Annotated in this window: 10 protein-coding genes; 7 read left to right on the forward strand and 3 right to left on the reverse strand. The window is 65.0% G+C overall.

The genetic code is table 11. The features are described 5' to 3' along the window. Positions 1-3 precede the first annotated feature (3 nt). The 4 genes from sppA (at position 4) to mltG (ending at position 7,021) form a co-directional block, all read left to right on the forward strand. Entirely contained in the window at positions 4-1,836 is a 1,833-nt protein-coding gene (sppA, locus tag ACYQ3G_RS11935) for a signal peptide peptidase SppA (RefSeq protein ID WP_459826043.1), read from the forward strand. Between the two features lie 180 nt (positions 1,837-2,016). Next, positions 2,017-5,568, forward strand: coding sequence for an FAD-binding and (Fe-S)-binding domain-containing protein (locus ACYQ3G_RS11940; protein WP_459826044.1), 3,552 nt, complete (start codon positions 2,017-2,019; stop codon positions 5,566-5,568). A gap of 17 nt (positions 5,569-5,585) precedes the next feature. Next, complete coding sequence (gene ruvX / locus ACYQ3G_RS11945; RefSeq protein ID WP_459826045.1) at positions 5,586-5,987, forward strand: Holliday junction resolvase RuvX; 402 nt, start codon at positions 5,586-5,588, stop codon at positions 5,985-5,987. Then, positions 5,984-7,021: an endolytic transglycosylase MltG gene (gene mltG, locus ACYQ3G_RS11950; RefSeq protein ID WP_459826046.1), complete on the forward strand. Its 1,038-nt coding sequence runs from the start codon at positions 5,984-5,986 to the stop codon at positions 7,019-7,021. The genes ruvX and mltG overlap by 4 nt, the downstream gene beginning before the upstream one ends. 10 nt (positions 7,022-7,031) lie before the next feature. Here mltG and ACYQ3G_RS11955 read toward each other — a convergent pair whose 3' ends face one another. From ACYQ3G_RS11955 to ACYQ3G_RS11965, 3 genes are read right to left on the reverse strand one after another with little or no spacing between them, the layout of a single operon-like run. Further along, positions 7,032-8,144, reverse strand: coding sequence for an HD-GYP domain-containing protein (locus ACYQ3G_RS11955; protein WP_459826047.1), 1,113 nt, complete (start codon positions 8,142-8,144; stop codon positions 7,032-7,034). Further along, positions 8,141-12,592, reverse strand: coding sequence for a PAS domain S-box protein (locus ACYQ3G_RS11960; RefSeq protein ID WP_459826048.1), 4,452 nt, complete (start codon positions 12,590-12,592; stop codon positions 8,141-8,143). The genes ACYQ3G_RS11955 and ACYQ3G_RS11960 overlap by 4 nt, the downstream gene beginning before the upstream one ends. Beyond that, on the reverse strand, positions 12,592-13,434 hold the full coding sequence (locus tag ACYQ3G_RS11965) for a PhnD/SsuA/transferrin family substrate-binding protein (protein WP_459826049.1): 843 nt from the start codon (positions 13,432-13,434) through the stop codon (positions 12,592-12,594). The genes ACYQ3G_RS11960 and ACYQ3G_RS11965 overlap by 1 nt, the downstream gene beginning before the upstream one ends. Before the next feature lie 331 nt (positions 13,435-13,765). On the opposite strand from ACYQ3G_RS11965, the gene ACYQ3G_RS11970 reads away from it, so the two are divergent. The 3 genes from ACYQ3G_RS11970 to ACYQ3G_RS11980 all read left to right on the forward strand — a co-directional run bounded on the left by ACYQ3G_RS11970 (position 13,766) and on the right by ACYQ3G_RS11980 (position 17,361). Next, complete coding sequence (locus ACYQ3G_RS11970) at positions 13,766-15,310, forward strand: ABC transporter substrate-binding protein (protein ID WP_459826050.1); 1,545 nt, start codon at positions 13,766-13,768, stop codon at positions 15,308-15,310. Positions 15,311-15,466: 156 nt separating this feature from the next. Next, positions 15,467-16,444: an ABC transporter permease gene (locus ACYQ3G_RS11975; protein ID WP_459826051.1), complete on the forward strand. Its 978-nt coding sequence runs from the start codon at positions 15,467-15,469 to the stop codon at positions 16,442-16,444. Further along, positions 16,444-17,361, forward strand: a complete 918-nt coding sequence (locus ACYQ3G_RS11980; RefSeq protein WP_459826052.1) for an ABC transporter permease — start codon at positions 16,444-16,446, stop codon at positions 17,359-17,361. Before ACYQ3G_RS11975 ends, ACYQ3G_RS11980 begins: the two co-directional genes overlap by 1 nt. Positions 17,362-17,363: the final 2 nt, after the last annotated feature.

Below are 17,363 nucleotides of genomic sequence, written 5' to 3' on the forward strand. Positions count from 1 at the left end.
ATCGTGGATATACTCTCCCGTCTGACCAAGGTTCTCGGCATAGTCTGGAAGGTGCTGACCGGCATCCGGAACGCCTTCGCCAACATCTTCTTCATCATCGTCATCATCGTCCTGCTGGTGGCCGTGTTCTCCGACACCAAGGAGACCCTGGACTCCAATTCGGTCTTGCTGCTCAACCCCTCCGGCACCCTCGTGGAGGAAACCACGCCGCCCGACCCGGCCGAGGCCTTCCTCAAGCTCGGGCGCGAGACGGCCGTGGCCGACGAGACCAAGGCCCAGGACGTCATCGACGCCGTCCGCAGGGCCGCCACGGATTCACGCATCAAGGCCATGGTCATCGACCCCCGCGACCTGCAGGGCTGCGACACGACGAAACTCACGGACATCGGCAAGGCCATCCGGGATTTCAAGGAAACGGGCAAGCCCGTCCTGGCCCACGCCATGTTCTACACCCAGGGCCAGTACCTGCTGGCCTCCTACGCCGACTCGGTCTCCGTGAACCCCTTGGGCGGGGTGATGATCAACGGCTTCGGCATGTACCAGACCTACTTCAAGGGCCTCCTGGACAAGCTGCGCATCAACTTCCACGTCTACCGCGTCGGCGACTACAAGTCGGCGGCCGAACCCTTCATGCGCGACTCCATGTCCTATGAAGCGCGCGAATCGAGCCGCCAGTGGCTCGACGGCCTGTGGCAGGCCTACCTCGCGGAATTGGGCAAGAACCGCAGCGTGACCGCGGCGGACATCACGGCCTACGTCGAGAACATCGACACCCGGCTGCGCGACGTCGAGGGCGACGCGGCCAAGCTGGCCGTGACGGCCAGGCTGGTGGACGACATCCGCACGGGCGACCAGTTCGACCAGTTCCTCGAAGGCAAGACCGGCCTGAAGTCCCGGGACATGCACCGCGTCTCCTTCCGCGACTACCTCGCCATGACGGCGGCCCATGCGTCAAAGGCCAAGGAACTCGTAGCCGTCATCCGCGCCCGCGGCCCCATCATGCCCGGCAAGCAGCCCGAAAGCATGACGGGCAGCGAATCCCTGGCCGAACTGTTCCGGCAGGCCCGGCAGGACTCCTCCGTGGTGGCCGTGGTCCTGCGCCTGGACAGCCCCGGCGGCAGCGCCGCGGCCTCCGAGGAAATCCACCACGAAATCGCGCGCACCCAGGAAGCCGGCAAGCCCGTGGTCGTGTCCATGGGCAGTGTGGCCGCGTCCGGCGCCTACTGGATCGCCGCGGGCGCCAACCGCATCGTGGCCGCACCCACGACCCTGACGGGCTCCATCGGCATCTTCGCCGCCTTCCCGACCTTCGAGAACGCGGCCGAATCTGTGGGCATAACGAGCGACGGCATCGGCACCACCTCCCTGGCCGACCTGGGCAACCCCCTGCGCCCCCTGGCGCCCAAGGTCGAGGCGTCCATCGAGCATCTCCTCAAGTTCGGCTACAACCTCTTCATCAGCCGCGTGGCCAACGGCCGCCGCATGGCTCCCGATGATGTCGAGAAGATGGCCCAGGGCCGGGTCTTCCTCGGTCAGGTGGCCCAGGAGGCCAGGCTCGTGGACCAGCTCGGCGACCTGGACGAGGCCGTCAAGACGGCCGGCACCCTGGCCGGGCTGACCGCCGTCGAAAGCAAGGAGCTGCGCCGGGAACCCACGGCCAAGGAAAAATTCATGCAGGCCTTCTTCTCCTCCGGCCAGGCCCTGCTCGCCCCCCAGTCCCCGACCCTGCACAAGCTCATGACCATGGTCCAGGCCCGGGCAGGGCTGTTGGACACCATGGCCGACCCCGGGCACATCTACGCCCGCAGCCTTGAATGCGAGGCGTCCTCGTTCTGACCCGCACCCCCGCCCGGCGTACCGCGCCGGGCGGGCGCTCCCGGCCTGCCCCGCCTTTTCGCCTTGCCAACCCCCTGTCTTGCGATTAAAAATTATCTTTTTTCGTGACCGCGGATACCCTTCCCCCGCGCCGCGCCTTCAGCAACGGCCCGCCCTCAGGCCAGACCAACGGAAATCGCCATGCCCCAGAAAGGACCACATATATCCCTCGCCCCCGAACGCCTGGTCAAACGCGTCCTCGGACTTCCCCTCGAAGAGTTCCAGACCTGGCCCGAATACCTGCAGCAGCTGGCCCTGGACCTGGCCGAAGAGCTGTTCATCATCCGCTACAATCCGTTCATCCCGCCCAAGGACGTCCGCCAGAGCGTCAACGCCCGGCTGCAGGCCGAACGCGCAGCCCTGTCGCCGGAATACTTCCGCGAGCTTTCGGGCTGCCTGGAGCGCTTCTGGCAGAACTGGGAAGCCGACCAGAAGTTCAGGGCCGCCCTGGTGGAGCGCCTGTCCAGAATCCTGGACAAGGAGCAGATCGTCACCGCGGCCAACAACCTCATCGAATGCTCCACCGACGCCACGGACCTGCGCATGGAACTGCCGGCCCTGGTGGTCTTCCCCGAGAACACGGCCCAGATCCAGGGCATCATCCGCCTGGCCAACGAGATGGGCTTCCCCATCGTGCCCCGCGGCGGAGGCTCCGGCCTGACGGGCGGCGCCGTGCCGGCCAAGCCGCGCAGCGTGATCCTGAGCCTGAGCCGCCTGAAAGACATCATGGACATCGACGTCCAGGGCCGGACCATCACCCTGCAGTCGGGCGTCATCACCCTGAACGCCATCCAGGCCGCGGCGGCCAAGGGCATGCTCTTCACCGTGGACCCGGCCTCCAAGGCGGCCTCGTCCATCGGCGGCAACGTCTCGGAGAACGCCGGCGGGCCCTTCGCCTTCGAGTACGGCACGACGCTCGACAACCTCCTGTCCTACAAGATGGTCCTGCCCACGGGCGAGCTGATCCAGGTCAGGCGGGTGGACCACCCCTGGCACAAGATCATGCCCGACGAGGCCGCCACGTACGAAATCCTCGACGAATTCGGCAACCGCAAGGAGCTTCTGACCCTCAAGGGCGACGAGATCCGCGGCACGGCCTTGGGCAAGGACGTGACCAACAAGTTTCTGGGCGGCCTGCCCGGCGTGCAGAAGGAGGGCGTGGACGGCGTCATCACCGAGGCCACCTTCACCCTGCACCCCATCCTGCCCCATTCGCGGGTCATGTGCCTGGAATTCTACGGCAACTCCATGCGCAACGCCATGTTCGTCATCAAGGACATCGTGGCCCTGCGCAACGAGATCCGCACCCAGGGCGACCTGGTCAAGCTCTCGGCCCTGGAGGAGTTCGGCATCAAGTACGTTCAGGCCATCGAGTATTCCAAGAAGTCCCAGAAGTTCGATGGCATCCCCATCTCGGTGCTCATCGTCCAGCTCGACTCCACCGACGAGGAGGCCGTGTTCGACGCCGTGCGACGCATCACGGACATCTGCGCGGGCTACGACAACGTCGACAGCTTCGTGGCCGCCGACGAACGCGAGGCCGAGGTCTTCTGGCACGACCGGCACCAGCTCTCGGCCATCTCCAAACGCACCAGCGGATTCAAGCTCAACGAGGACATCGTCATCCCCCTGGAGGTCATTCCGGACTTCTCGGACTTCCTGGAAGAGCAGAACCTCTACTACCTGGCCATCGCCTACCGCGAGGCCCTGCAGCAGGTGCAGGTCCTGCCCGGCATCGAGGTCGACGACGAGTTCGTGCGCATGGAGATGGATGTGGCCTCGTCCATCATCAAGGGCAAGATCCGCAAGGACGAGCTGCCCGAACAGGAACTGCAGCTGCAGACGTCCTTCTTCTTCCAGCACCTCAAGGGCAAGTACCCCAAGCTGCACGAGGAATTGGGCAAGATCTTCGAGAACATGCAGAACACGCGCGTCGTCATCGCCAACCACATGCACGCCGGCGACGGCAACTGCCACGTCAACCTGCCCGTCAACTCCAACGACCCGCGCATGCTGGCCCTGGCCGAAGAGGCCGTGGAGAAGCTCTTCCACAAGGTCCTGGAATTCAAGGGCCAGGTTTCGGGCGAGCACGGCATCGGCATCACCAAGATCGGGTTCTTGGCCGAGGAGAAGATCGCGGCCCTGCGCGCCTACAAGAAGAAGGTCGACCCCAACAACATCTTCAACCCCGGCAAGCTGACCCAGCGCGACCTGGTGGTGGTGCCCTATACCTTCTCCTTCAACCGCCTGATCAAGGACATCAACAAGACGGCGCTCCCGGGCAAGGAGAGCCTCATCAACCTGCTGCTGAACGTGCAGACCTGCACCCGCTGCGGCAAGTGCAAGCAGGTCTGCCCCATGTACCTGCCCCAGAAGGGCCTGCTCTTCCACCCGCGCAACAAGAACATCACACTCGGCGCCCTGGTCGAGGCCATCTACTATTCCCAGCTGCAGAACGGCGAACCCCAGACCCAGCTCCTGGGCGAACTGCGCAAGATCCTGGAGCACTGCACGGCCTGCGGCAAATGCTATGCCATCTGCCCGGTCAAGATCCGCACCCAGGACGTGACGCTGCAGATGCGCGCCTACCTCGAGGAAAAGGGCGCGGGCGGGCACCCCTTCAAGAACCGCGTGCTGAACCTCCTGAGCCAGGACCCGCAGGTCACCCTGCCCAAGGTGGCCAAGATCGCCGGCATCGGCCAGGAGCTTGGAAATCGGGCCGTGAACCTGCTGCCCGCCAAGTGGCGCGAACGCCTCGACAGCCCGCTGTTGCGCGGCAAGGGGCCTTCCACCCAGTTCAAGAATCTCAAGGAAGGCCTGCACCTCGCCAAGGGCAACGTCATTTCGCCCAAGGACGCGCCCAGCAAACGTGCCGTGATCTACTTCCCGGGCTGCGGGGCGAGCCTCTTCTACCGCTCCATCGGCATGGCCGCCGTGCGCCTGCTCCTCGACGCCGGTGTGAGCGTGGTCCTGCCGCCGGACCACCTGTGCTGCGGCTATCCGCTGCTGGCCTCGGGCTGCCGTGACCAGTTCGAGCGCATGGGCAAGGAGAACCAGAAGATCCTCGAAAACCTGATCCGCCAGGCCGAGACCGCCGGCTTCGCCGTCAAGGCCGTGCTGACCTCGTGCGGCACCTGCCGCGAGGGCATCAAGGACTATCGCCTCAAGTCCCTGGAAACGCGCCAGGTGGAGCACATGGACGTGGTGCAGTTCATCATCCAGAACTCCAAGGCGGGCTTCGGCCAGGGGCCGGAGCGCCTGCTCTACCACGCGGCCTGCCACCACGAGTGGACCGGGGTGCCGCCGCTGAAGGCCGGGGACATCTACGCCCGCGAGGTGGGAAAGCTGGTGGGCGCCCAGGTCTCGATCTCGCCCTACTGCTGCGGTGAATCCGGGCTCGGCGCCCTGACCTCGCCCCGGATCTACAACCGCCTGCGGGCGCGCAAGAAGGAGCAGCTCTCGACGGACCTCGCGGGCTACTCCGCCGACGGCCCGATCATCGTCGGCTGCCCCTCGTGCAAGATCGGCATCCAGAGGACGCTCCTGGAAATGGGGGCCGAGCGCGACGTGCTGCACACCCTGGAATACCTGGCCAGGCTTCGCCACGGCGAGAACTGGCGCAAGGAATTCCACAGGCAGCTGGCCAAGTCCGAGGTTCAGTCCGGCGTACAGGTCGTGACGGCCACGGCCTGACGGAACCGGAAACCCGCATGAAGCTCTTAGGCATCGACTACGGTCAGAAGCGCATCGGGCTGGCCATCGCCCAAGGCGGCATGGCCTTTCCCTTGAGAACGCTGGCCAAAAGCACCAGGGACAAGCTCTTTGCCGACCTGCTGGCCGTCATCGCGGCCGAGGGCGTCGAGGCAGTTGTCCTGGGCCTGCCCCTGGACATGGAAGGCAGGCAGACCTTGACCACCCGGCAGGTCCTGAACTTCCGCGACAGCCTGGCCCGGCGCATGGACCTGCCCATCCACCTCGTCAACGAGGCCCTGACGTCCTTCGACGCACGTGAACGCCTGCGCGAGGCCGGCGTGCCGGCGCGCAGGCAGGCCGAGATGCTCGACCAGATGGCGGCCGTGTGCATCCTCGAAACCTATCTGGGGAATTCATGAAGACGTGGATGAAGCTCGTCCTGGCGGTGATTCTTGCGGCGGGCATCGCTGCCGCGGCGGGACTGTACGCCGCCTGGCGCTACGTGGAGACGCCCATCGACCCGGAATCGAACGCGACGACCGTCTTTCGCGTCGAGACGGGCGAAAACCTGCGCGGCGTGTCGGCGAAACTCGAGGAGGAAGGGCTGATCAGGCACGCCGAGGCCTTCCGGACCTACGGACGCTACCGCAAGCTGCCCCTGCAGGCCGGAGAGTTCGAACTCTCCAGGGCCATGAGCCCCAGGCAAATTCTGGAAGTCCTGGCCTTCGGCAAGCCCATCCTCTACCGCCTGAGCTTCGCCGAAGGGCTGACCATGCGCGAGGTGGCCCAGGCCGTGAACGCCACGGGCCTGACCACGTCGGAGCGGTTCCTGGCGGCCTGCCGGGACCGCGACTATCTGCTGTCCAAAGGCATCAACGCCACGGACGCCGAAGGATACCTCTTCCCCGAGACCTATTTCTTCGCGCGCATCCCGGACCAGAACCCCTACCCGATCCTCGACGCCCTGTTGGAGCATTTCCGGGCCAGCGTGGCGGACCTGCCCCAGGCCGGGGATTCCGCAGCCCTGCACCGCCTGGTCATCCTGGCCTCTCTCGTCGAGAAGGAAACGGCCGTCCCCGCCGAACGCCCCACCGTGGCCGGGGTCTACGCCAACCGCCTGCGCCTGGGCATGCTGCTGCAATGCGACCCGACCATCATCTACGGCCTGGGCGAAACCTTCGACGGCAACCTGCGCCGCTCGCACCTGCAGGACGCCTCCAACCCCTACAACACCTACGTCCACCCGGGCCTGCCGCCCGGCCCCATCTGCTCGCCCGGCAAGGCCTCGCTCCAGGCGGCCTCAAGCCCCGAAGAGCACGATTTCCTCTACTTCGTGGCCCGATCCGACGGATCCCACCAGTTCAGCCGCACCCTGCGCGAGCACACCAACGCCGTCATCAGGCACCAGCGCAAGGGGCGCCCCTTCCCGACGGGCAACACGCAGGGCGACTGAACGGAAGCCGTCACCGGGCCAGATTTTCGCGCTGCTCGTCCGATTCGGAGTTGAAGAGGGCCACCTGCCGGAAGGCCTGGGAAAACTCCGCGAACACCTCCACGATGTCCGGATCGAAATGCGTCCCGGCGCCTTGCAGGATGATCTCCGCGGCCTTGGTGTGGGTGAAGGGCGGCTTGTAGACCCGGCGGCTGATGAGGGCGTCGTAGACGTCGGCCAGGGCCATGATCCTCCCGCACAGGGGGATGCCCTCGCCGGCCAGCCCCTGCGGGTAGCCGCTGCCGTCCCATTTTTCGTGGTGGGTGAAGATGATGTCCTCGGCCATGCGCAGAAACGGCATGGCCCCGAGCTTGCGCTGCACCGAGAGTATGGCGTCCCGGCCGTACTCGGTGTGCCGGCGCATCTCTGCGAACTCCTCGTTGCTCAGCGGCCCCGGCTTGAGCAGGATGTGGTCGGGCACGCCGACCTTGCCGATGTCGTGCAACGGACAGGACAATCCCAGCAGTTCGATGAAGTCGCGGGTCAGGGTGCCGGCGAAGCGCGGGTGCGTCCGCAGCTCCTCGGCCAGGATGGTCACATACCCCTTGACCCGATGGATGTGTTGCCCGGTCTCGGGGTCGCGGTATTCCGCCAGGGCGGCCATGCTCTCGATGGTCGCCTGCTGGGTCTGGATGACCTCGCGGGTGCGCTCGCGCACCATCTCCTCCAGGCGTTCGTTCTGGCATCGCAGATCCCGCTGGGCCCGAGCCAGGAGAAGATGGGTCCTCACCCGGGCCTTGAGCTCCTCGACTTCAAAGGGCTTGCTCAGGTAGTCCACGGCCCCGAGCTGAAAGCCCCGCGCCTTGGTGCCCACGTCGGACAGGGCCGAAAGCATGATGACCGGCACCTCGGCCGTGGCAGGGTGCCGCTTGAGCCTTTCCAGGACCTCGTAGCCGTTCATGCCGGGCATCATGATGTCCAGCAGAATCAGATCCGGCGGCGACTCCGCGGCCATCTCCAGCGCCGAGGCCCCATTCAGGGCCACGGCCAGTTCATGGCTCTTGCCCAGCGTGTTGACCAGTATGTCCAGATTGAGCTTGGTGTCGTCCACTGCGAGCACCCGGCATTGCGACAGGTCCATCATGCGTCTCTCTTGATTTTGTCCAGCACCCTTTCCGCCAGGGCCAGCGCCGGAGCAAAGTCGTACTGCTCCGTCAGGGCGCAGATGCGGTCCACGTCTTCCCGAAACGCCTTGGGTACCGCCGCTGCGCACAGCCTGTCCGCCACGGCCTGGCATTTCATCGGGGTTCGCGAGCGCAGCCCCGGCAGCAGTTCATCGAGCAGGGACGCCAGGGCCGAGACGTCCAGCTCCAGCCCCTGGCGGCAGGAGACCTCGCGAACTTCCAGGCGACCGATTTCCTCCAGCATGGCTTCGAAGGCGTCGCGAAACGGCGTGAAAGCCTCGGCATGGTCGCCCGGCGCATCGCCGGCCAGCCGCCGCTCAAGGTCCGCCGCCGTTGCCTCGACCCGATGCGCCCCGATGTTGGCGCACATGCCGCGCAGGGAGTGCACGATCATGCGGGCCTCCACCGTCTCGCCGCGGTCCAGGAGCTCCCGAATCCGTGACGCGGACTGCCCGTACTCGCGGCGGACGAGCAGCAGCGCCTCCGCATAGGCCTCGCCGTCCCCCATGAGGCGGGCGATCCCGCCCTGCGTGTCGATGTCCCGCAGCGCAGGGATGCCCGGGCAGGAGGGCGGCGCGTCAAGGACGGGCGCGGGGACGGGGGCGCGCAGCCAGGTGTTCAGCACCCGGAAGACCTCGGCCGGGTCGATGGGCTTGAATACCTGGTCGTCCATGCCGGCGTCCTTGATCTTCTGGCGCTCCTCGGGGAGGACATGGGCGGTCATGGCCACGATGGGCAATCCGGCCAGGCGCGGGTCGGCCTTGATCCGGCGTGAGGCCTCGAAGCCATCCATGACCGGCATCTGGATGTCCATGAAGACCAGGTCGAACTCCTGCGCCCGCACAAGCCGCAGGGCCTCCTCGCCGTTGGCGGCCGTGACCGCGGTGAGGCCCGCCTGCTCGAGAATGCCCCGCGCCACCTGCTGGTTGAGCTCGTTGTCCTCGACGAGCAGGATGCGCCCGCCATGGCAGACCACGCTGTCGCCGTCCTTGGGGGACACGCGGCAGAACCGCCCCTGCTCCGCAGGCACGCCCAGGGCCTCGCGCAGGACGCTTGCCAGGGCCGGACGGCTGGCCGGCTTGGTCAGCACGGCGCAAAAACCAAGCGCCGGAGCGTTTCTGATCATGCCCTCCTGGGCGAAGGGACACAGCAGGACTGCTCTGGCGTCCGGAGCCCCCGATGTCCGGAGCCGCTCCCGCAGGGTCGCTCCGTCCATGTCCGGCAGCTTCCAGTCGACCAGGACGAGCCATTGCGTTCCCCGGGGCGCGTCCGACAGGGACTCCAGGGCCGCAGCGCCTGACGCGACGCCTTCGGCGTGCATCCCGAGCTCCCGCAGGCAGTCGAGAATGAACTGGCGGGAGGAATCCACGTCGTCCACGACCAATGCCCGCATACTCTCCAATCCGTCAGGCGGGCGAATCCGCTCTTCGTCGGAAAATGAGCGCGGGGAGACGGGACACACGATCGTGAAGGTGAAGACGCTCCCGTGGCCGGGCTGGCTTTCGACCAGCAGCTTCCCGCCCATCAATTCCACAAGGTGCCGGGAAATGGGGAGCCCGAGCCCGCTGCCCCCGTAGCGCCTGCTGGTCGAAGCGTCGGCCTGGGCAAAGGGGGTGAAGAGGGACTCGACCTGTTCCGGCCTCATCCCGATGCCCGTATCCATGATCTCGAACCGCAGCCGCGCCTCGTGGCGCGCATCGCAGTCCTCGGGCACCACGCTGACGCGGATCTCCCCTTCGTGGGTGAACTTGGCGGCGTTTCCCGCCAGGTTGATGAAGACCTGCCCCAACCGCAGGGGATCGCCCAGCAGGAATCTGGGCGCCCGCGCGTCGACCGTGACGACGAACTCCACGTTCTCCGGCACGCGCACGCCGACCACCGTGGCGACATTGTCGAGGACCTCCCAGAGGTCGAACTCGATGTGCTCGATGACGATCTTGCCGGCCTCGATCTTCGAGAAATCGAGGATGTCGTTCAGGATGCCCAAAAGCGTCTTGGCCGAACGCTCGACCTTGAGCAGATAATCCCGCTGGCGCGGGGTCAGTTCAGTGCCCAGGGCCAGATGGACCATGCCCAGGATGGCGTTCATGGGCGTGCGGATCTCGTGGCTCATGTTGGCCAGGAAGCTGCTCTTGGCCTGATTGGCGACCTCGGCCTCCCGCGTCAGCCCCTCGGCCCTGGCGATGGCCTTTTCGAGCTGCCTGTTGAGGCGCTGCATGGCCTCCTCGGCCTCCTTGCGCGCGCTGATGTCCATGAGGCATTCGAGCAGCTTCTCCCGTCCGCCGACGCGGATGCGGGTCACGGTCTTGAGGACCGGGAGGGAGGATCCGTCGGCGCGGATCATGACGCGGTCGGAATTGTCGATCTGGCATCCCAGGTCCACGATGGGGCAGCTCTGCTCGTTCGACGGGCACAGAAAGTGGTGGCAGCGCTTGCCGACGATATCCTCCTGCGGGGCGCCGAAAAGCAGTGCGGCGGCGGGGTTGAGGCTCTCGATGACCCGGGTCTGGCCGTCGATGATGACCAGCCCCACGGGCAGATGCTCCATGAGGGTGCGCTGCAGGGACTCGCTCTCCCGCAGGGCTTCCCGCATGATCTTCTGCTCCGTGATGTCTTCCTTGAGGGCGACGAAATGCGTGATGCTGCCGGCGCTGCGGATGGGGGATATGGTCACGTATTCCCAGAACAGCTCGCCGTTCTTGCGCTTGTTGTGCAGTTCCCCCTTCCAGGCCCCGCCGCCGAGAATGGTCTTCCACAGGTCTTCGTAGACTTCGGGCGCCATGAGCCCGGATTTCACGATGCGCGGATTCTGCCCGATGACCTCGGCCAAGCTGAAGCCCGTCTTCTCCTCGAACTTCGGGTTGACGTATTCGATGGCCCCGTCGATGCCCGTGATCATGACGCTGACGGGGCTCTGCTCGACCACGGTGGACAGCTTCCGGCCCCGTTCCTCGCTCTCGCGCAGGGCCAGCTCCGTTCTCTTGCGTTCGCTGATGTCGTGGAACGCCGTGACGGAACCGGCATGGACGCCGTTCTTGACCACGGGACGGCTTGCGACCTCGACGTGCAGCAGGTTTCCGGCCTTGCCCTTGAAGCAGTCCTCCGCGTCGTAGGGCTCCCCCCGGTCCAAGGCCGACTGGAAGGGGCAGCGTCCGCGCTCCAGATGGGCGTTCCCTTCATGGCAATGGAAGATGTCGTGGCCGATGCGCCCGACGATCTCCCCGGCCGGGTAGCCGAGCAGCTCGCACCCTGCCGGATTCATCCAGACGATCTCCCCCACCGGATTCGTCATGTAGACGCCTTCGGCCAGGGCGTCGTTCATGACGCGCAGGTTGCCGCGTTCCGTTTCGAGGGCCACGGTGCTCTCGCGCAAGCGCAGGAGAAGCGCCAGGAACATGGCCGAAACCGAGACAAGCAGGACGACGAAGGTCGTGAACTCCTGCCTGAAGGTCGCCACGACCGTGTCCGGGGAATAGCTGACCAGGTACCCGGAGGTACGGCCCTCGACGTCCAGCATGGGCAACAGAATGACGTCGTAGTCCTTCGCCGCCGCGCTGACCGTCGTCGCGAAGGACGCGCCGTCGCGCATGGCCTGCCGCAGTTTGGGGTTCTTCGCGAGCAGGCGGTTGATGGCCAGCGCCTCGGCGGAAAGCGGCGGGGGGCTGGTCGGCAGCAGGGCGTTGGCGTCCTCGACCAGAAAGTCCGGATTCAGGGGTGACTCGCTGTACAGCCAGCCCTGTTCTGGGAAGAGCGCCCGCGACGTCAGTTCGCGCGACAGGATGAAGGAATACTCGCGACGCGGGTCCAGGCCGGCCAGGGAATCACGCAGGGCCTTGGTCGAGATGAGCGTCTCCACGCTGCCGACCAGCCTGCCGTCCAGTTTGAGAGGAAAAATGTAGCGATATCCCGTGGCGGTCCCTCCCGCCTCGAAACCTTGGGCCGGCTGCCCGGACTGGGTGACCGTGCGCACAAGGGGCCGCATCTCCATGAGGCTATCCCCGTAGCGATCGGACATGTAAAACCGCAGCAGGCTGCTGCCGTCGGGCAGGTGGAAGTGAAGCTGCCGCAGGTTCTGCCGCCGCATGGCCTCGAAGGTCGGGAACAGCGTCCGGTACAGCTTCCCCCGGGCCAGGTCCCGCTTTTGGCCTTCGGTTCCGGCCGCCTGGGCGATGATGCCGAGCACCTCGGGCGTGTTCAGGGACGTTTCGTAGAAGCTCTGCATGGACAGCCCGTACATCCGGGCGCTGGCCTTGTAGGCCGTTTCCAGGATGCTGCGCTGCTCCGAGAAGTGGGCGTTCTCCTTCTGGATGCGGTTGGCGCGCAGGAACACGCCGGCTCCCAGGCACAGCAGAAGGACCAGGGCCAGCAGGAGGTGGCGCTCCATGGCGGCGTTGCGCCACGACGCCATCAGAAGTTCCCGTCCTCGGGGATGACGTCGTTGCCAAGAAGCGCCCGGACCGGGGCGTAATCGCCGTCGTCCGCGGGCACGGAACCGTACCGCAGGTTTTCGCCCCAGGAGGAAAGCATGGCCTTGTCCTTGCCGTCAGGGTCCAGACTGGCCAGGGCCTGCCGGATGGCCTCCCGCTCCGCGGGCGAAAGCGTCGCGGCGTTGCCGACCAGGGCGAAGGACGGCATCGGCGCACTTTCGGCCATGATCGTGAGGCCGAGGTGCGCATACTTCCGCCCGATGGCGGTCTTGATCCCCCCGAGGTCGAATTCGCCGCGAACCACGGCCTTGGCCACCTCGTCGTGCTTGTCCAGGTAACGGTACAGGTTGCGGGAAAGAGCCGAGCCGCGTTCGCGCAGCAGGCCGTTGGTGGCGAGAAAACCGCATGTGGAGAGAGGTTGGGTCAGGGCGACCTTGCGGTTCTCCAGGCCCTCCAGGACCAGCCCCTTGTCGGCCGGGGCCACGATGGCGCAGGTGTAGAGGGGGTCGCCGCTGGCCTCTCGGAAATGGACCAGCGGAGTGGCATCGGGGCAGACTTTCTTGAGGGAGACATAGGGCAAAGGGCCGAGGTAGGCCAGGTCGATGCGGCCCTGCATGAACTTTTCAAGAATTTGTTCGTAGCTGTCGGAGTAGTCGAAGACTACCTCATGGCCGAGGCTTTGCTGCAGGTAGCGGGCCATGGGCATGAACTGCTTGAGGACCGTCTCGCGGCTTTCCATGGGCAACGGCGCAAGTACCAGATTCCTGGCATGGAGAGGCTGGCACGTGAGTACGAACATGAGCAGGGTGAATACGAAACGCATAGGTGCCTCCGAAGGGGGAGATGGTCGAGATCGAGTCCACGCCTCATCCGATCAAATGCCGCGAAAGCCCTGCAAAGTCCAGCCCCTCCGTGAAATCGGGCGATCACTCAGTCATGAAAAACGATAATCTATGACCTGGCCGGAAAAATTCCCGCTTCAGTTATTTTCCATAATCAGATATGTAAGTTGCCACATCATTGACAACTCTCGGAAACGAACTTCGGGCCAAACGCCCGCACCTTCAATTCGGTACGCCTCGACTACGTGAAAAATCCCGCCGGGACGTTCCCTGCGGGAAGAGATATCGGTTCACCATCCAAGGAGGTTCGCTGTGAAGAAACTGCTCTTTCTCGCTCTGGCTTTCGTCTTTCTGGCCACGGCCGCCCAGGGCAAAACGCTGAAGATGGCCCTCGACGCCGACCCCGAGTCCATGGACCCGCACGTCCAGCTTTCGGGCGGCATGCTGCAGTACACCCACCTGTGCTTCGACCCGCTGATCCGCTGGACCAAGGACATGAAGTTCGAGCCGCGCCTGGCCGAAAAATGGGAGCGCATCGATGACCTGACCGTGCGCTTCCACCTGCGCAAGGGCGTCAAGTTCCACTCCGGCAACCCCTTCACCGCCGCCGACGTGGCCTGGACCATGGACCGCCTGAAGAAGAGCGAAGACTTCAAGGGCCTGTTCACGTCCTTCGCCGCGCCCAAGATCATCGATGACTACACCATCGACATCGTGACCACCGAGCCCTACCCGCTGGTCGAGAACATGGCTACCTACATCTTCCCGCTGGACTCCAAGTTCTACACCGGCACCGACGAGAAGGGCCTGCCCAAGGACGCCATCGTCAAGACCGAATACTCCTTCGCCAACCAGAACGAGTCCGGCACCGGCCCCTTCACCGTCGAGTCCCGCGAGCACGGCGTGAAGATGGTCTACAAGCGCTTCGCCGACTACTGGGACAAGGACAGCAAGGGCAACGTCAGCGAGATCGTCCTGACCCCCATCAAGGAAAACGCCACCCGCACCGCCGCCCTGCTGTCCGGCGACGTTGACTTCATCGCCCCGGTCCCGCCCCAGGACTTCGAGCGTCTGAGCACCAACAAGGACATCAACATGGTGACCATGGCCGGCTCGCGCATCATCACCTTGCAGCTCAACCAGAAGAAAAAGCCCGAATTCGCTGACCTCAAGGTCCGCCAGGCCGTCATCGCCGCCATCGACAACGCCGGCATCGCGGCCAAGCTGATGAAGGGCACCGCCACGCCCGCCCAGCAGCAGGGCCCCGAGGGCTTCGACGGCTACGTCGAAGGCCTCAAGCCCCGCTTCGACCTGGAAAAGGCCAAGCAGCTCATGAAGGAAGCCGGCTTTGAGAAGGGCTTCGAGGCGACCATGATCGCCCCCAACAACCGCTACGTGAACGACGAGAAGATCGCCGAGGCCGTGGTTTCCATGCTCTCCAAGATCGGCATCAAGGTCAGCCTGAAGACCATGCCCAAGGCCCAGTACTGGGACGAGTTCGACGCCCAGGTGGCCGACATCCAGATGATCGGCTGGCACTCCGACACCGAGGACTCCGCCAACTACTCCGAGTACCTGCTGATGTGCCCCAACAAGGAAACCGGCAAGGGCCAGTACAACAGCGGCAACTACTGCAACGCCAAGCTCGACGAACTGGTCAACAAGGCCAACGTCGAGAACGACCGCGCCAAGCGCAAGGCCCTGCTGCAGGAAGTGGAAAAGGTCGCCTACGAGGACGCCGCCTACGTGCCCCTGCACTGGCAGAACCTGTCCTGGGCAGCCAAGAAGGGCATCGACATCGAGCCCATCGTCAACATCATGGACTTCCCGTACATCGGCGACCTGGTCATCAAATAGGCGCCTTTGACCTATGATCGATTTGTCGGCATGGATGGCAAAAGGCTTGATCCATCCTCCGACACTGTGTACGCGGGGCAGGCTTTTCACGAAGCCTGCCCCTTTTTGAACCAACCCCGGCATACCGTCCGAGCCGGGACCACCACGGATTGACACATGTTCGCATTCATTGTCCGACGCGTCCTGCAGGCCATCGTCGTCATGCTCATCATCAGTTTCATCGGCTTCGCCCTGAAACAGAACGTGGGCGACCCGGTGCGCGAGCTGACCGGCATCTCGGTCTCGGCGGCCGAGCGCGACGCCATCCGCGAGAAGCTGGGCCTGAACGACCCCTTCCTCGTCCAGTACGGCCGCTTCCTCAAAGGCGCGGTGCTGGAGGGCAACATCGGCCAGTCCTTCTTCTACAAGAAGCCGGCCATGGAGGTCATCGTCAGCAAGGCCCCGGCCACCCTGGAGCTGGTCCTGGTCTGCTCGGTCCTCATCGTGGTCCTGTCCATCCCCATGGGCATTTACAGCGCCATCTACCCCAAGCGCCTGCTCTCGCGGCTGATCATGGGCTTCAGCACCATCGGCGTGTCCGTCCCCATCTTTCTCATCGCCATCCTCCTCATCTACGTCTTCTCCATCAAGCTGGGCTGGCTGCCCTCCTACGGCCGCGGCGAAACGGTCAACGTCTGGGGCTGGGAATCGGGCCTGCTGACCGTCGACGGCCTGAAACACCTCCTGCTGCCGGCCACGGCCCTGACGGCCCTCATGCTGCCTCTCTTCGTGCGCCTCATCCGCTCGGAGATGATGGAGGTGCTCGAGACCGAGTACGTCAAGTTCGCCTGGGCCAAGGGACTGCCGCGGGTGCGCATCTGGTTCGTGCACGCCTTCAAGAACACGCTGCTGCCCGTCATCACCGTGGGCGGCGTGCAGATCGGCACCATGATCGCCTTCACCATCCTGACGGAAACGGTCTTCCAGTGGGGGGGCCTCGGCTTCCTGTTCCTGGAGGCAGTCGAGCGCGCCGACACGTCGCTCCTGGTGGCCTACCTCATCTTCGTCGGCGTGATCTTCGTGGTGGTCAACACCGTGGTCGACATCATCTACGGACTGGTCAACCCCATGGTCCGCATCACGGGGAGGAAGTGATGAATCTCTGGAAACGTTTCCGCGGCTCCTACTTTCTCTACAGCTTCCTGCACGACCCCGTGGCCATGGGCAGCTTCATCGTCCTGGCCCTGCTGGCCCTGGCGGCCTTCGGCGCCCCGCTCGTGGCGCCCCACAACCCCTACGACACGACGACCATCGACATCATGGACTCGGAGATCCCGCCGGTCTGGATGGACAACGCGGACCAGAAATTCCTCCTCGGCACCGACGCCCAGGGCCGCGACATGCTGAGCACCATGCTCTACGGCATGCGCATCTCGCTGGTCATCGGCATCGGGGCGACCTTCCTGCAGGCCGCCATCGGCATCGTGCTGGGCCTCATCGCCGGCTACAAGGGCGGCAAGATAGACAATTTCCTCATGCGCATGGCCGACGTGCAGCTGAGCTTCTCGACCCTCATGGTCGCCATCTTCCTCTCGGCCATCTTCCAGGCCATCTTCGGCGTGGCCGCCTTCGAGAGCATGGCCGTGCCGTTCCTCGTGCTGGTCATCGGCATCGCCGAGTGGCCTCAGTACGCCCGCACGGTGCGCGCCTCGGTCCTGGCCGAGAAGAAGAAGGAGTACGTCGAGGCGGCCCGCGTCATGGGCCTGCCGTCGGGTCGCATCATGTGGCGGCACATCCTGCCGAACACCATGTCGCCCATCCTGGTCCTGTCCACGGTGCAGGTGGCCCACGCCATCATGAGCGAGGCGGCCCTGTCCTTCCTGGGGCTGGGCATGCCCATCACCAAGCCGTCGCTGGGGTCGCTCATCAACTCGGGCTTCGACTACATCTTCAGCGGCTCGTGGTGGATCACGATGTTTCCCGGCTTCCTGCTGGTGCTCCTCATCCTGGTCATCAACCTCCTGGGCGACTGGGTGCAGGACGTCCTCAACCCCAAACTCTACAAAGGATGACC

It is taken from the genome of Desulfomicrobium salsuginis (genome assembly GCF_054657795.1).

Coding starts and splice junctions, on each gene's coding strand:
- ACYQ3G_RS11965 (WP_459826049.1), bottom strand. CDS start 13,434: ATGCGTTTCGTATTCACCCTGCTCATGTTCGTACTCACGTGCCAGCCT.
- ACYQ3G_RS11975 (WP_459826051.1), top strand. CDS start 15,467: ATGTTCGCATTCATTGTCCGACGCGTCCTGCAGGCCATCGTCGTCATG.
- ACYQ3G_RS11955 (WP_459826047.1), bottom strand. CDS start 8,144: ATGATGGACCTGTCGCAATGCCGGGTGCTCGCAGTGGACGACACCAAG.
- ACYQ3G_RS11980 (WP_459826052.1), top strand. CDS start 16,444: ATGAATCTCTGGAAACGTTTCCGCGGCTCCTACTTTCTCTACAGCTTC.
- ruvX (WP_459826045.1), top strand. CDS start 5,586: ATGAAGCTCTTAGGCATCGACTACGGTCAGAAGCGCATCGGGCTGGCC.
- ACYQ3G_RS11960 (WP_459826048.1), bottom strand. CDS start 12,592: ATGGCGTCGTGGCGCAACGCCGCCATGGAGCGCCACCTCCTGCTGGCC.
- mltG (WP_459826046.1), top strand. CDS start 5,984: ATGAAGACGTGGATGAAGCTCGTCCTGGCGGTGATTCTTGCGGCGGGC.
- ACYQ3G_RS11940 (WP_459826044.1), top strand. CDS start 2,017: ATGCCCCAGAAAGGACCACATATATCCCTCGCCCCCGAACGCCTGGTC.